Raw genomic sequence first — 13,640 nt, forward strand, 5'->3', positions numbered from 1 at the left:
GACAATGCGTCGCCCGTTACACCGCGGCGAAGACGCTGGCGAGCGCCTCGTCGTCGAGCACTGGCGCGAGCCTGAGTTGCATCAGGTCATTCCAGGCGTACGCAAATTGGGCAAGCTTCCTGGGATCGTCCGTTTCGAAAAGTCCGAAGCCACAACTGAGGTCGGCACTGGTCCAGCGGCCAAGAAGCGTGACACCGTCAGGCGGCACACCACCCTTGTTTTGAAATCGCGCAATCGCTTCCGCACGGGTTTCCGCGTCGGGTGTCCACGTGAATGTCATCATGAATTTCATGGCGTGCCTCCTGGCTCGTCGGTGATGGATATGCGGTATACGCGCGGACCCGATCAATGGATGCGCGGAGCAACGCGAGAGATGGCGGGCACAAATGCGAGGACGTCGACGTCGAGCCAATGGCATCGACCGGCCGTTCACGGCTTGCGCTAGCTGATGCCGATCGCGCAGCCAGATGAGACTGACATCGTCGCTCTGTACGAAGCCGGTGCCGACCAACCCGCTGCCATCGTTCAGATTGTCGGTTTCGTCGCGTTTTGGCCGTAGTTGTCCTTCGGATCGAGATAGTCGATTGCCTGACATTCCACGACCTGCGAGGCACGCGCTTCATGCAAAGCGTCGATACGCGCGTGTTGATGGAAGATGTCGCGCTGTACAACACGACCGTGACGAATGCCGAGGACATTCAGAACCGCAAGTTCGTCGACGACAAGGCGTCGATCAAACGAGCTAGAGATCTGATGGAGACACACTGACCGCCGGGCGAGCGCGCGTCTTCGCATACTCGTCCACGCTGAATCCGGCTACCAGCGCAAGAGCCGCGGGCCCAGCCATGCGCCGATGAGCGCCGGCATCACCATGCCCATTGCGTACCACACGCCCCAAAACGCGGGGCTCATCTCCGGGCAGTGCAGGCAGTAGACGATCGTCGCGACCGAACTTGCCAGCAAGCCGGCGGCGGCGCCGGCAAGCCGCAGGCGCGTCGGCGCGAGAGATCGCATCGCCCAGATCGCGGCGGGAAAGGTCGGTATCGAGAGCAGCAGGATATTGAACGGGCAGGTGCGCCACGTATGACCCAGCACGAGCGCCCAGCGTGCGGTCGAATCCGCCCGGTCCAGAACCAGCCAGCCAGCAATCCAGACCGCCGCGAAGGGCAACGCGACGATCATCCAGGAATAGCCCGCGCGCGCGCCGGGCCGGCCGATCCGGTCGACGGCGAGCATCGCGCCGATACCAATGGCCAGCGGGAACGCGAGCTTCGCCCAGAAGATGCCCGTGCGGGCGACGATGCCGAGATCGTGACGCACGCCGAACACGATGCTCATCAAAACAAGCGAGCCCGCCGCGCCGAGCAGCAGAGCCTGAACGAACCTGCGAGAAACGACCGTTCGGTCGACGCGCGTGACCTGATTCGAAAGGAGGGTGATGAGTTCATCGGTTTTCATCGAAGTCCCCGGATTTTGGCGGCGAGTGCCTTGAGACCGCGATGCACGCCCACCTTCACGGCCGATTCCGAAAGACCCGTGATCCGCGCGGTCTCCGTCACTGACAATCCCTCCAGTTTCATATGAACGATGGGCAGGCGCTGCTTGTCCGGCAGATGTTCGAGCAACTTGCCGACGTCGTGGCGCGCCTGAGCCGGTTCGTCGTCGGTGGCGGCGAGCAGTTCTTCGTGATCGTCGAGGGGTACGTTCAGCGAGTCGCGACGCGCATGCGCGCGGAAAAAATCCATGAGTTTGTAACGGGCGATCGCGTGCAGCCAGGCCGTCAACGGCTCATCCGGACGATAAGTGTGACGCGCGTTATGAACCGCCAGCAGAATTTCCTGGACGAGATCCTCGATGTCATCGGGACGATGCGCGATGCGCTTTCGCAGATAGCCGCGCAAATGCCGCGTGAGAGCCTGCAGGAAACTGCGATACGCGTTCTGATCGCCATCGAGTCCGCCGATGAACAACGCTTTCAGCCGGCTTTCCGCATCTTGCGACATGGTTCCTGTGAGTCCGGTGCAACGAGACGAAGAAAGGGACGAAGAAGCGGACGAAGCGCCCGCAGCGGCAAGGGCGACACGGCCGCCGCGCCGTGGTTCGATCGCTTCAGGGTAGCCGAAGCCGTGATTCGTCTCAATAGCGCCTTCCTGATCCATGGTCGTCGTTCACCTCCTGCTCTACGTTAGTTCGCTGCTTCGCCGTCGCGCGTTACAGCGTGCCCTGTAACTTTTTTCGGGCAGTTGGCGAACTCACCTGACGACGACGCAGATTTCACGGAACGGCTGTAACCGGCGATGCGTCCGCGACGAATTAACCAGTAACCGACCTTCAGGGTGACTGACATGGAAACGATGAAAGCACCACTTGCCTCAGCGCACGAAAGCTCGCCTCGCGATGCGCCGATTCATCCGCTGTGGCTGCGCATCACGCACTGGCTCAATGCATTCGCCGCGCTGATCATGATGTTTTCCGGCTGGCGCATCTACGACGCGTCGCCGGTGTTCAGGCAGATCGTCATCCCGCCGTCGATCACGCTCGGCGGCTGGCTCGGCGGCGCGTTGCAGTGGCATTTCGCGGCGATGTGGCTGCTGGTCTTCAACGGCATCGTCTATGTCGCGCTGAACGTGGCGAGCGGCCGCTTCTTCTCGAAGTTCTTTCCTCTTTCACCGAGCGCCGTGTTGCGCGATCTCATCGCCGCATTGAGCGGCAAGCTCGCGCACGCCGATTTGCGCCAGTACAACGCGGTGCAGAAGCTCGCTTATCTCGCGGTCATCGCCGATCTGTTCGTGCTCGTGCTCTCTGGGCTCGCGATCTGGAAGTCGGTGCAATTTCCGTTGCTGCGCGAACTGATGGGCGGCTACGACAACGCGCGCATCGTGCATTTCTGCGCGATGGCGGTGATGGCGGCGTTCGTCGTCGTGCATGTGGCGATGGTCGCGCTCGTGCCGCGCTCGCTGCTGACGATGCTGCGCGGCCGCTGATTGAAGCTGGGAACACGCCATGAAAACCGACGACAAGCGAATCATCAAGGTGGATCGCGCAGCCGTGCTGGCGGACGCGCGCCGCGAACTCGACAATCCTTCGCGGCGGCTCTTCGGCAAGCGCATGCTGACGCTGGGCGGCCTGTCGCTCCTGACGGGTTGCTCGATCACCGACGGCGACTCGGTGAATAAATTCCTCACCGCCGTCTCGCGCCTGAACGATCGCGCGCAGGCGCTGCTCTTCGATCCGAAGCAGCTCGCGCCGACCTACACCGAGGCGCAGCTCACGCGGCCGTTTCCATTCAATGCGTTCTACGGAATCGACGATGTACCGGAGGTGAACGGCGATGACTATCGCCTGAAAGTGAGCGGTCTCGTCACAGGGCAGCGCGTGTGGACCCTGCCGGAGTTGTATGCGCTGCCGCACGCGGAGCAGATCACGCGGCACATCTGCGTCGAAGGCTGGAGCGCGATCGGGCGCTGGGGCGGCACGCCGTTCTCCGAGTTTCTGCGGCGCGTGGGCGCGGACACGACGGCGAAGTACGTCGGCTTCCGTTGCGCCGACGACTACTACGAAAGCATCGACATGCCGACGGCGCTGCATCCGCAGACCCTTCTGACGTTCGAATACGACGGCCAGCGTCTGCCCGCGAAATACGGCTATCCGATGAAGCTGCGCATGCCGACCAAGCTCGGCTACAAGAATCCGAAGCACATCGTCGAGATTTTCGTCACCAATGCGTATCCGGGCGGCTATTGGGTCGACCAGGGATACAACTGGTTCGGCGGCTCCTGAGCGCCGCGCCATTCACCGGTTCCGGATCGTCCGGATGCCATGTCCGACTCACCAAGGAGAGAAGCAATGAAGCGATTGATGACGGCAGTACTCGTAGCGGCTCTGTCGATGGGCGCATCGACCGTGTTCGCGCAGGCAAGCGGCGCGATGTCGAACGACGCCATGTCGAAAGACTCGATGAAGAAAGACAACATGTCTAACGATTCGATGAGCAAAGGCGCCATGTCGCACGACTCGATGAGCAAGAGCGACAAGATGAAGAAGCACGATGCGATGGGCATGGACCATCCGGCATCGGGCGCGATGTCGCAATAACGCGCGAGGAGATCGGAACCGGGCGCGCAGACGCCCGGATTTCGTTTTACGCCCGCGCCTGGAGATCATCTGGAAGAGGCCGGCGAGCAGTGTCGGCGGCAGAAAAAGCGCGTTGCGTATACGTTCCCTGACGCCTCCCGCAATGGCCGCGCGTCAGAGTGTCGACAGACTCCATTTCCCCCGAGCACATCCCCGAACTCATGCAAGAATACGCCCAACTGACTGCGGGAAGGGGCGGCGCGTGGGCGTGAATTTCGATTTGAATGACTTACAGGCGTTTCGAGCCGTGGTCGAACTGGGCAGCTTCCGAAAGGCCGCCGAGTCGGTCAACATTTCCCAGCCGGCGTTGAGCCGGCGCATCGAAAAGCTCGAAGATGCGCTGGGCGTGCGCCTTTTCGAACGCACGACACGCAGCGTCACGCTCACCACGGTCGGCCGCGTGTTCGCGCCGAGCGCGGAGCAACTGCTCGACGATCTCGATGTTGCGCTTCTCGGCATCCGCGACGTGTCGTCGAGCCGCCTGGGTCACGTGACCATCGCTTGCGTGCCTTCGGTCGCTTATTACTTTCTGCCGAACGTGGTCGCGAGCTTTCACCGCCGCTATCCGCGCATCCGGGTCAAGCTGCTCGACTCCAGCGCCAACGAGGTGCTCAGCAGCGTCATCAGCGGCGAGGCGGATTTCGGCGTGAGTTTTATCGGCAGCCAGGAGGCCGAAGTCGATTTCAAGGTGTTGTTGCAGGAGCGCTTCGTTGCCGCGTGCCGGCGCGACCATCCGCTCGCGCAAAAGAAACGCGTCACCTGGAACGAGCTCTATGAGCACGAGTACGTGTCCGTCGACAAGACTTCGGGCAATCGCCTGCTGCTCGATCAGGCGCTCTCCGCCGTCGCGCCGCGCGCGCCGAGTGTCTGCGAGACGCGTCACGTCACGACGCTGCTCGGTCTGATCGAAGCGGGTCTCGGCGTGGCGGCGGTGCCCTCGATGGCAATGCCCGGGCGCGACCACCCGGTTCTCACGAGCGTGCCGCTGGTCGATCCGGTGGTGAAGCGGCGCGTGGGCATCGTGACGCGGCGCGGCCGTGCGCTCACGCCGGCCGCGCAGCAGTTTCACCGCACGATCATCGAGTTGAAGCGCGGCGACGACTCCAGCCCGCCAGCAAAGTCGGCAGGGACAGCCGCATCGTGAGCTGGACTTCGCCGCTTCGTTTGCTCTATGTGCAGGTCCTGCTCGGAATGCTGCTCGGCGTGACGGTCGGTCATGTGTGGCCGCAAGCGGGCGCGATGCTCAAGCCGGTGAGCGACGCATTCATCGGGCTGGTGCGGATGATGATCGCACCGATCGTCTTCTGCACGATCGTCTCGGGCATCACGTCGCTCGCGAGCGGCACGACCATTGGACGCACGATCCTGAAGGCGCTGAGCCTGTTCTATTTCCTGACGGCGCTGGCGCTCGTGCTCGGCCTGGCGACCGCGTTCGTCATACGTCCGGGCGCGGGCATGCATATCGACGTGCATCATCTGGATACGAGCATCCTTTCGCAATACGTGAAGCGTTCGCAACCGCACGGGCTCGTCGAGTTCGCGCTCGGCGTGATCCCGGAGACGATGCTCGGCGCCTTCGAGAAGGGCGAGGTGCTTCCGGTCCTGCTGCTGGCGCTGCTGTTCGGCTTCGCGCTGAACGCGCATCCGCGCGCGGGAAGGCCGGTGCTTGAGTTCATCGACGGCATCGCGCAGGCGCTGTTCCGCGTCCTCGCGCTCGTCATGCGGCTCGCCCCCATCGGCGCATTCGGCGCGATGGCCTTCACCGTGGGCCGCTTCGGTATCCGCTCGATCGGCTCGCTCGGCATGTTGATGGTGTCGTTCTATGTTGCGTGCGTGTTGTTCGTCGTGCTGGTGCTCGCGCCGCTCGCCCGGCTGCACGGGTTCGCGCTCTGGCGTCTGCTGCGCTACTTGCGCGAGGAGCTGGTGATCGTCCTCGCGACGTCCTCGACGGAGCCGGTCCTGCCGCGTCTGATCGGCAAGCTCGAAGCGCTCGGATGCGACAGGGGAATCGTCGGACTCGTGCTGCCCGCGGGCTACTCGTTCAATCTCGACGGCACCGCGATCTATCTGACGCTCGCCTCGGTGTTTATCGCACAGGCGTGCGACGTGCCGCTTTCCGCAGGACAGATCGCGACGATGCTAGGCGTTATGCTGCTGACGTCGAAGGGCGCGGCGGGCGTGTCCGGAAGCGGGCTGGTCGCGCTCGTGGCGACCTTGATGGTGATACCGGATCTGCCCGTCGCCGCCGTAGCGCTGCTGGTGGGCATCGACCGGTTCATGTCGGAGGCGCGCGCATTGACGAGCGTGATCAGCAATGCGTGCGCGGTGATCTTCGTTTCGATGTGGGAAGGTGCGTGCGACCGGCCGCGCCTCGCAACGATGTTGCGGGCCGCCGAGCCGCGCAACGCCGACGCGCCCGCCACCGACGCACCCGGCTGAAGGTCAATGCGCCGTAACGGAATCGAGACCGGTCGACTTCACTTCGGGCTGCACTGTCGGCGAAGCGAGATAGTCGAGCAGCGCTTTCGCTTCCTTCGGATGCTGCGCGCCGACGGGAATGCCTGCGGCGAAACGCGTGACGGACTGCAAGGACTCGGGAATCTTGCCGACGAACGTCGCGCCTTTCACCGGCAATAGCTCGCTGACCTGCTGGAAGCCGATTTCGTAGTCTCCGTTCGCCACCACCGACGCAACGGGGATGCGCGGAATCATCTTCGCCTTCTGCTTCATCTGCTCCTCGATGCCGAGCCGCGCGAACAACTCGCGCTCGATATAAACGCCGCTCGCGCTGTCCGAATAGGCGACCGATTTCGCATGAAGCAGGGTCTGTCTGAGTGCGTCGACCGAGCCGATGTCGGGCTTCGCCGCGCCTTCGCGCACGACCATGCCAATGCGCGAGTCCGCCATCTCGACCCGCGATCCGGGCACGACCTTGCCCGTCTTGATCAGCTCGTCGAGCGCATAGCCGACCATGATGACGGCGTCGGCGGGCTCGCCGCGTTCGAGCCGGTTGGGAATGGCTTCGGGCGATTTGCCCATCGACGGCCCGAGCGCCGTGTCGAGCGTGTTGCCCGTCGCCGACGTGAATCCGGGCCCGAGCAGTTTGTACGCGGCGGTGAAGCCGCCCGAACTCATCACGTGCAACTCGGCGGCCTGCACATTCGCCGACGCGACCGACACCGCGACCAGCGCCGCGCTGCAAAGTTTCAGAAGCAGGTTTTTCATGGTTAGGGACATGTTCTGTTGCGTGATCAGTGAGCCGGCGTCAGCGTCGCCGCGCGGCGACGGTAGAGCGCGAACGTGGCGCAAAGCGCGCATGCGGCGGCGAAGCTCATCCAGATGCCGGGCGCGGCCTTGTCGCCGGTGAAGTGAATCAGCGCCGTCGAGATAACCGGCGTGAAGCCGCCGAACACGGCCGTCGCGAGGCTGTAGGCGAGCGAGAAACCCGCGACGCGCACCTCGACCGGCATCACTTCCGTCAGCGCGACGACCATCGCGCCGTTGTACATGCCGTACATGAACGAGAGCCACAGCAGCACGACCAGCATGTTCACGAAGCTCGGCGCGTGAGCGAGAAAAGACAGCGCCGGATACGCGGTCACGATCGCGAGCGCGGTCATGCCGAGCAGCAGCGGACGGCGGCCGATGCGGTCGGAGAGCGCGCCGCCCAGCGGCAGCCACACGAAGTTCGACACACCGACGCACAGCGTCACGAGCAGGCTGTCCGCGGTGCTCAGATGCAGAACCGTCCTGCCGAAAGTCGGCGCATAGACCGTGATGAGATAGAAGCTCGTCGTGGTCATCGCCACCAGCATTACGCCGGCGATCACGACGGTCCAGTTCCGGGCCAGCGTGGCGAACACTTCCTTCATCGTCGGACGATGCCGGCGCGCCTTGAATTCCTGCGTTTCTTCGAGATTGCGACGCAGCATGAAGATGAACGGCACGATCATGCAGCCGACGAAGAAGGGCACGCGCCATCCCCACGCGGCGATGGCCGCCGTGTCCAGCCATTGATTGAGCGCGAAGCCCAGTGCGGCGGCAACGATGATCGCCACCTGCTGGCTCGCGGACTGCCAGCTCGTGAAGAAACCCTTGCGGCCGGGCGAGGCCAACTCGGCAAGATACACCGACACGCCGCCCAGTTCCGCGCCGGCGGAGAAGCCTTGCAACAGCCGCCCCAGCAATACGAGGGCAGGGGCGAGAAGGCCGATCGTCGCGTATCCCGGCACGAATGCGATCAGGATGGTGCCGCTCGCCATGATCGAGAGCGTGACGATGAGACCCTTCCGGCGGCCCACATCGTCGATATACGCGCCAAGAATGATCGCGCCGAGCGGACGCATGAGAAAGCCCGCGCCGAAGACCGCGAAGGTCATCATCAGCGAGGCGAATTCGCTCGCGGCGGGAAAGAACACGTTGGCGATCTGCGTGGCGTAGAAGCCGAACAGAAAGAAGTCGAACTGCTCCAGGAAATTGCCGGCCGTCACGCGAAATACCGCGGCGGCCTTCGACTGCCCGGGCGAGCGGGAGGGGGATGAGGGGTGCATCGAGGTGTCTCCTGAATCCTTGGAAATGCGCGGAATCCGCGAATTTTGGTTTCAAGAATAGTCGCGCTTATCGGCTGAAACGATAAGTGCAAACTTGTGAATGATTGATGTTCTATGGTTATCAATCGAAACGCGGGGCGGCGCGTGGATTCAGCCGATGGAAGCCGGGTTTTCGGTCGGAAAAGCGGTAAGCGTTCAGGATGCAGGACCCGCTTCCGTAAGCCTGTTCGTGTTCGTCGGTCGGAACCGAACGAAGGTGAAGTGCCTATATCGAGATCGCACCGGGTTCGCGCTTTGGTGCAAGCGATTTGAACATGGACATTTCCGATCGCCCGCGGCACTGGCACAACGCGGTTTCGCGCTCGCGGAGCTCAATGCCTGGCTCGAAGGTATAAAGCTTGACCCGATAGCGGTCGATTACCGGACCGCCGATTCGCATTGTTCCAGTCTCTCCAGCAACTGAGCCAGATGGGGCGCTCCGGCCCGACCGCCGAAGTGCTCGCATTTCATTGCAGCCGCAACGCTCGCCGCGTGCACGGTCCTCGCAAGATCCCAACCGCGCGCAACGCCGTAAGCGTATGTGCCGTGCCATACGTCGCCCGCATTGAGCGTATCTCGGGCAAGGACGCTGATAGTGGGAAAGTGACGCAGCGTACCGGCTCCGCCGCTGTTTTGCCAAATGATCGACCCCTTCGCACCGAGCGTCACGCCGATCACCTGGGCGCTCAACGTTGACGCGACTTCCATGAGCGCCGCCTCTGGCGAAGGTTCGTCACTGAGCGAGTGTAAAGCGGGCTCGGAAAGGAGCACGTGGTCTGCCAGCGGCATCATGGCGCGGAGATCTTCAACGGGAGCGACATCGGCGTCAAGAATAGTTGGAATACCTAATCGCTTTGCCTGCGAGAACAACAGTTCGGCGCCCTGCAACCAGCGCATGTCGCAGAGGACGGCTCCCGCGTCGACGATTTCATGTAGCGGCAACCACCCGGCGTCGGTGTCGAGCGCCGGGTCGAAATACGGCACGACCAGCCGTTCCCCGTTCCTGTCGACCAGGATTGTCGAGAACGGTGTGCGTACGTTCGGCACGCGTCGAACCGCATCCGTGTCGACGCCTTCGTGCGCAAGATCCTCGATGAACATCTGGCCAGTATGGTCATCGCCGATCCGGCTCCAGAGGCTCACCTGGCCGCCGAGTCTTGCGATGGTCACTGCGGCAACCGTAGCCATCCCTGAGGCGGCTTGAATTGCGATCGTCGGCAATACCTTGCCACCGTGAGGCGGAATATGATCCACACTTAAAATGGTGTCCCAGAGTGCGGAGCCAAGACAGATGATGTGCTTGTCGGACATGATCTGTTCCTCGTTCAGCAATTCGCTTCGATTACCTGACGCACGATAGCGCCCGGGGCCGTCCGTATGCTTGCGTGACCATCATCGTGGATCAGCACGAACCGAATCTCGCCACCTTCGGACTTCTTGTCGTGACCCATCAATTCGACATAGCGGTCGGCGCCGAGTCGCGGCCCGACGATGGGAAGCCCGGCGCGCTCGATCAACCTGCGTAATCGCATCGCATAGGCTTCGGAGATCAATCCAAGTCGCATCGACAGGTCGGCGCCCATCACCATGCCGCAGCCGACCGCCTCACCGTGCAGCCACACGCCATACCCGGCGCCGGTTTCGATGGCATGGCCGAAGGTGTGTCCGAAGTTGAGAACGGCGCGCACGCTTGACTCTTGTTCGTCCTTCGCCACGACTGCGGCCTTGAGTTCGCAACAGCGCTGGATTGCATGGCCCAGCGCGTCTGGATCGCGCGAAATCAGTGCATCGATATTCGCCTCGATCCAGTCGAAGAACGGCAGATCAAGGATGGGCCCGTATTTGATTACCTCGGCGAGTCCAGCGGAAAACTGACGAGCCGGAAGCGTTGACAACGTGTCCAGGTCCGCGACGACGAGGCGCGGCTGATAAAACGCTCCAATCATATTTTTGCCAAGCGGATGATTGATTGCGGTTTTGCCGCCTACCGACGAGTCGACCTGGGCGAGCAGCGTTGTCGGAATCTGCACGAAAGGAACGCCACGCATGTAGCATGCCGCCGCGAAGCCCGTCATATCTCCGATCACCCCGCCACCCAAGGCAAACAGGACGCATTTTCGATCCGCTCGTTCGGTAAGCAGGCGGTCAAAAATGTGGTTGAGCGAAGCGGCGTCCTTATAAACCTCGCCGTCTTGCAGTTCGATGACGATCACGCGTTTGAAACGGCTCGATATCGCTTTGGCGAGACTTTCTGCGTAGAGCGGTCGAACGGTCGTGTTGGTCACGATCGCAGCGCAATCGCCTTCGCCCGCACTCGACCAGATGAAACCATCGTCGAACAAGCCGTGGCCGATGATGATCGGATAGCTGCGATCGCCCAACTCGATTTCAACAGTGCGTCTGCTGGTTTGCTTCGGTACTGCGGTGACATCGCTCATTGCCTTCCTTTGCCAGCTCACTGTGGGGACGCTCGACTTTGAAACCGTCTGGCGCTACAGCGCGGCGATCTTCGAGCGAAACTGTTCGGTACCGTCGACGATCTTGTCCAGCACGGCGTCGAGAGCCCAGAAGCGCTCGCGGACATCATAGTCGATCGCTCGACAACGAATCGACGAGAACGTGCCAATTCGCTGGTGATACATCTTCGCCAGCGCGGGATATCCGAGCGCCTCCGAGACCGCCGCAAGCACCAGAAAAGTCGACAGCTCGGCCGCAAGCGCGGGATGGGCTGCACTGTCGCTGCGCAGCCATTGATAAAGATCGGGATGGAAGTTGTTGAACACGCCGTTGAATCCTGCGGCTCCTGCCTTCATCGCGTCCCACGCAACGGCGGCGTTGGCGTTCAGGATCTTCAGGGGTGAGCCTTCGGCCAGTGCGACTCGCCGGGCGATGGTGCCGAGGTCGCAGCTTACGTCCTTCAACATCATGAATCGTCCAGTGTCGATACACGCTTTCAGTTCGTCGTCGGTGAGCAGGCGGCGGTACGGCGCGGGGCACTCGTACAGACCAAGCGGCATGTCGGACGGGAGCGCGGACAACAGCCGATGGAGATTGGCGAGAAACGTCGGCGTGCCTTCGTTGTCCGGATCGAGTCTGTTCGTCACCATCACCAAACCCTGTACCCCGGTGCGTGCAACCGCCTGAAGTTCTTCGATCTGATCGGCGATCGGATTGCTGATATGGCCGGATGCGACGACGGGTAGACGCCCGGCAACCTTGTCGACGACAAATCGCGCAATGGCGACACGTTCCGCAAGGCTCAGGAACTGCATCTCACTCGACTGCGCGACGGCGAACAGCGCGTCCGAACGATGCTGGACGTACCATTCGACCAGACGCTCCAGACCTGCGTAGTCCACTTCGCCGCTTTCGTGAAACGGAGTGAGCATCACCGGGACAATGCCTTGGATGACCGTTGCGGGAGTGTTGATATTCACGATGCGTGGTCCTTGTAGAAGTGATTGGTGAACATTGGCTGTCGCTTGCCGCGCGAAGTCAGGTGGACGCGTGCAACGCGTTCGGGCCGGCGTCCGGACCCTGTTCGGCCATCGGCTTGCGGACCAGGAACAGGTAAGACATGGCTCCGACGAAGGCAATGCCCGCGCCTGTCAGAAGCGCCGGCACGAATGACCATCCTTGTGCGATGTATCCGGTGAGCAGAGGCGCCAGCGCTCCGCCCAGGAAACCGCCAAAATTCTGGATCGCGCCGAGCGAGGCGATGCGACTGGGCGGCGCCACGATCGTTGCGAGCGACCACGCGCACGCCGACGAAGCGTTAGCGAGAAAGATCACGAACGAGATGCATGCGAGAGCGATCGTATTGCTCTCGACAAAGGCAGCGGGCACCGTGAAGACCACCATGCCGAGCATCGCGAGGACCATCGCGTTCCGGCGTCCTCCTACGGGCGACGCGCTCTTGCTCGCGATACGGTCCGATACCCAGCCCGCCACCAACGCACCCAGGAACCCGCAGAAGAACGGAACCGCGGCGGCGAAGCCCGTGTTGGTAAGGCTCATGTGCCGCGCCGTGCGCAGATAGCCCGGCAGCCAGGTGAGATAGACCCAGTTGAGGTACACCGAGCCGAAAAAGCCGATCAGCATGCCCCAGGTGGCGGGATAGGAGAACAGGGCCCGCCATTCCGCGAAGCTTACTTTTGCAGGCGGCTTCGCGGAGACATCGACGCCGGATTCGAGGTAGGCGCGTTCTTCTGTCGTCATGCGCGACTTCACCGGATCCCGATAAAGCGCAAGCCAGATGATGGCGACCACAAGGCCGGCAGCACCCGTTACGAAAAACGCCGAGCGCCAGTTGAATGCTGCGATCAGCGGCGAAAGGATCAATGGGGCCAGTGCGATGCCAAGAGGCGAGGCCGAGTTGAAGATTCCCGTGGGCGTGCCGCGTGACGCAGGCGGAAACCAGTTGCCGACGACTCTCGCCGCTGAAGGAAACTGGGGCGCTTCGCCAATCCCGAGTACGAGCCGGGCGATTACGAAGTAACCAAACGTCGAGGCGAAACCGCCCGCAGCTTGAGAAACCGACCAGACGACAAGGCCGATCCCCAAAAGCCAGCGAGGCCCGATCCGGTCGACCAGCACGCCAACGGGGAGTTGACAGACTGCGTAGGTCCACGAAAACGCCGACAACAAGACGCCCATCTGCCCCATCGTGAGCCCGAGATCTCCACGGACTAGTTCATTGGCCACGGCAAGCGTTCCACGGTCCAGATAGTTGATCACGCCGCTCAACACGAGCAAGGCCAGCGCGACGCTCTGTTGACGTCGAATGCGCGGCGGCGCTATGAGCGGTAAATGCTGATCGGTCATGTGTGTCTCCTTATATGACGTGGCGCAACGGTCGGGACGAGGTCTGGCATGACTTCGCTGACATCCGCAGGGGCGATTCTTGACAGCCGAGAC

The 13,640-nt window shown here is 62.3% G+C and carries 16 protein-coding genes; 7 read left to right on the forward strand and 9 right to left on the reverse strand.

Annotated elements, in window-relative coordinates; genetic code table 11:
* Window positions 1–16: 16 nt before the first annotated feature.
* A complete protein-coding gene (locus tag AWB82_RS13600) occupies window positions 17–292 on the reverse strand; it encodes a DUF3303 domain-containing protein (protein WP_086967914.1) in 276 nt (91 codons plus the stop codon).
* 329 nt (window positions 293–621) lie between these two features.
* On the opposite strand from AWB82_RS13600, the gene AWB82_RS37635 reads away from it, so the two are divergent.
* On the forward strand, window positions 622–768 hold the full coding sequence (locus tag AWB82_RS37635) for a hypothetical protein (RefSeq protein WP_159462586.1): 147 nt from the start codon (window positions 622–624) through the stop codon (window positions 766–768).
* Between the two features lie 48 nt (window positions 769–816).
* Here AWB82_RS37635 and AWB82_RS13605 read toward each other — a convergent pair whose 3' ends face one another.
* Together AWB82_RS13605 and AWB82_RS13610 are read right to left on the reverse strand one after the other, a co-directional pair.
* A complete protein-coding gene (locus tag AWB82_RS13605) occupies window positions 817–1,458 on the reverse strand; it encodes a DUF1109 domain-containing protein (RefSeq protein ID WP_086967837.1) in 642 nt (213 codons plus the stop codon).
* Window positions 1,455–2,003, reverse strand: a complete 549-nt coding sequence (locus tag AWB82_RS13610) for a sigma-70 family RNA polymerase sigma factor (RefSeq protein ID WP_086967839.1) — start codon at window positions 2,001–2,003, stop codon at window positions 1,455–1,457. The genes AWB82_RS13605 and AWB82_RS13610 overlap by 4 nt, the downstream gene beginning before the upstream one ends.
* Before the next feature lie 342 nt (window positions 2,004–2,345).
* Between AWB82_RS13610 and AWB82_RS13615 the strand changes: the two genes are divergently transcribed.
* From AWB82_RS13615 to dctA, 5 genes are all read left to right on the forward strand, one after another.
* Window positions 2,346–2,984, forward strand: a complete 639-nt coding sequence (locus AWB82_RS13615) for a cytochrome b/b6 domain-containing protein (protein ID WP_086967841.1) — start codon at window positions 2,346–2,348, stop codon at window positions 2,982–2,984.
* A gap of 19 nt (window positions 2,985–3,003) precedes the next feature.
* Window positions 3,004–3,780: a molybdopterin-dependent oxidoreductase gene (locus tag AWB82_RS13620; RefSeq protein ID WP_086967843.1), complete on the forward strand. Its 777-nt coding sequence runs from the start codon at window positions 3,004–3,006 to the stop codon at window positions 3,778–3,780.
* 66 nt (window positions 3,781–3,846) lie between these two features.
* Window positions 3,847–4,095: a pentapeptide MXKDX repeat protein gene (locus AWB82_RS13625; RefSeq protein ID WP_086967845.1), complete on the forward strand. Its 249-nt coding sequence runs from the start codon at window positions 3,847–3,849 to the stop codon at window positions 4,093–4,095.
* 241 nt (window positions 4,096–4,336) lie between these two features.
* Window positions 4,337–5,278: a LysR family transcriptional regulator gene (locus AWB82_RS13630; protein WP_086967847.1), complete on the forward strand. Its 942-nt coding sequence runs from the start codon at window positions 4,337–4,339 to the stop codon at window positions 5,276–5,278.
* The gene (gene dctA, locus AWB82_RS13635; protein WP_086967849.1) at window positions 5,275–6,573 is read left to right on the forward strand and encodes a C4-dicarboxylate transporter DctA; all 1,299 of its coding nucleotides are present in this window, start codon (window positions 5,275–5,277) and stop codon (window positions 6,571–6,573) included. The genes AWB82_RS13630 and dctA overlap by 4 nt, the downstream gene beginning before the upstream one ends.
* A gap of 3 nt (window positions 6,574–6,576) precedes the next feature.
* Here the strand turns inward: dctA and AWB82_RS13640 are convergent, their stop codons facing one another.
* Both AWB82_RS13640 and tcuC read right to left on the reverse strand, forming a co-directional pair.
* On the reverse strand, window positions 6,577–7,359 hold the full coding sequence (locus tag AWB82_RS13640) for a substrate-binding domain-containing protein (protein WP_086967851.1): 783 nt from the start codon (window positions 7,357–7,359) through the stop codon (window positions 6,577–6,579).
* Window positions 7,360–7,385: 26 nt separating this feature from the next.
* Window positions 7,386–8,684, reverse strand: a complete 1,299-nt coding sequence (gene tcuC / locus AWB82_RS13645; protein ID WP_086967853.1) for an MFS transporter — start codon at window positions 8,682–8,684, stop codon at window positions 7,386–7,388.
* A gap of 157 nt (window positions 8,685–8,841) precedes the next feature.
* Between tcuC and tnpB the strand changes: the two genes are divergently transcribed.
* Window positions 8,842–9,147 (forward strand): IS66 family insertion sequence element accessory protein TnpB, encoded by a 306-nt coding sequence (gene tnpB, locus AWB82_RS39170; RefSeq protein WP_096031431.1) that lies wholly within the window; start codon window positions 8,842–8,844, stop codon window positions 9,145–9,147.
* Here tnpB and AWB82_RS13655 read toward each other — a convergent pair.
* From AWB82_RS13655 to AWB82_RS13670, 4 genes are read right to left on the reverse strand one after another with little or no spacing between them, the layout of a single operon-like run.
* Complete coding sequence (locus tag AWB82_RS13655) at window positions 9,102–10,034, reverse strand: PfkB family carbohydrate kinase (RefSeq protein ID WP_086967916.1); 933 nt, start codon at window positions 10,032–10,034, stop codon at window positions 9,102–9,104. The two genes, tnpB and AWB82_RS13655, sit on opposite strands and share 46 nt — an antisense overlap.
* 14 nt (window positions 10,035–10,048) lie before the next feature.
* The gene (gene aroB / locus AWB82_RS13660; protein WP_086967857.1) at window positions 10,049–11,161 is read right to left on the reverse strand and encodes a 3-dehydroquinate synthase; all 1,113 of its coding nucleotides are present in this window, start codon (window positions 11,159–11,161) and stop codon (window positions 10,049–10,051) included.
* Window positions 11,162–11,215: 54 nt separating this feature from the next.
* Window positions 11,216–12,160 carry a dihydrodipicolinate synthase family protein gene (locus AWB82_RS13665; RefSeq protein ID WP_268811025.1) on the reverse strand — a complete coding sequence of 315 codons (945 nt, stop codon included), beginning with the start codon at window positions 12,158–12,160 and terminating at the stop codon, window positions 11,216–11,218.
* Between the two features lie 58 nt (window positions 12,161–12,218).
* The gene (locus AWB82_RS13670) at window positions 12,219–13,547 is read right to left on the reverse strand and encodes an MFS transporter (protein ID WP_086967861.1); all 1,329 of its coding nucleotides are present in this window, start codon (window positions 13,545–13,547) and stop codon (window positions 12,219–12,221) included.
* Window positions 13,548–13,640: the final 93 nt, after the last annotated feature.

It is taken from the genome of Caballeronia glebae, assembly GCF_001545035.1.
Lineage (GTDB): Bacteria > Pseudomonadota > Gammaproteobacteria > Burkholderiales > Burkholderiaceae > Caballeronia > Caballeronia glebae.

What these genes read in the sequence shown, in the direction of transcription:
- AWB82_RS13600 (WP_086967914.1), bottom strand. Translation starts at nt 292, where the DNA reads ATGAAATTCATGATGACATTCACGTGGACACCCGACGCGGAAACCCGT.
- AWB82_RS37635 (WP_159462586.1), top strand. Translation starts at nt 622, where the DNA reads ATGCAAAGCGTCGATACGCGCGTGTTGATGGAAGATGTCGCGCTGTAC.
- AWB82_RS13605 (WP_086967837.1), bottom strand. Translation starts at nt 1,458, where the DNA reads ATGAAAACCGATGAACTCATCACCCTCCTTTCGAATCAGGTCACGCGC.
- AWB82_RS13610 (WP_086967839.1), bottom strand. Translation starts at nt 2,003, where the DNA reads ATGTCGCAAGATGCGGAAAGCCGGCTGAAAGCGTTGTTCATCGGCGGA.
- AWB82_RS13615 (WP_086967841.1), top strand. Translation starts at nt 2,346, where the DNA reads ATGGAAACGATGAAAGCACCACTTGCCTCAGCGCACGAAAGCTCGCCT.
- AWB82_RS13620 (WP_086967843.1), top strand. Translation starts at nt 3,004, where the DNA reads ATGAAAACCGACGACAAGCGAATCATCAAGGTGGATCGCGCAGCCGTG.
- AWB82_RS13625 (WP_086967845.1), top strand. Translation starts at nt 3,847, where the DNA reads ATGAAGCGATTGATGACGGCAGTACTCGTAGCGGCTCTGTCGATGGGC.
- AWB82_RS13640 (WP_086967851.1), bottom strand. Translation starts at nt 7,359, where the DNA reads ATGAAAAACCTGCTTCTGAAACTTTGCAGCGCGGCGCTGGTCGCGGTG.
- tcuC (WP_086967853.1), bottom strand. Translation starts at nt 8,684, where the DNA reads ATGCACCCCTCATCCCCCTCCCGCTCGCCCGGGCAGTCGAAGGCCGCC.
- tnpB (WP_096031431.1), top strand. Translation starts at nt 8,842, where the DNA reads ATGGAAGCCGGGTTTTCGGTCGGAAAAGCGGTAAGCGTTCAGGATGCA.
- AWB82_RS13655 (WP_086967916.1), bottom strand. Translation starts at nt 10,034, where the DNA reads ATGTCCGACAAGCACATCATCTGTCTTGGCTCCGCACTCTGGGACACC.
- aroB (WP_086967857.1), bottom strand. Translation starts at nt 11,161, where the DNA reads ATGAGCGATGTCACCGCAGTACCGAAGCAAACCAGCAGACGCACTGTT.
- AWB82_RS13670 (WP_086967861.1), bottom strand. Translation starts at nt 13,547, where the DNA reads ATGACCGATCAGCATTTACCGCTCATAGCGCCGCCGCGCATTCGACGT.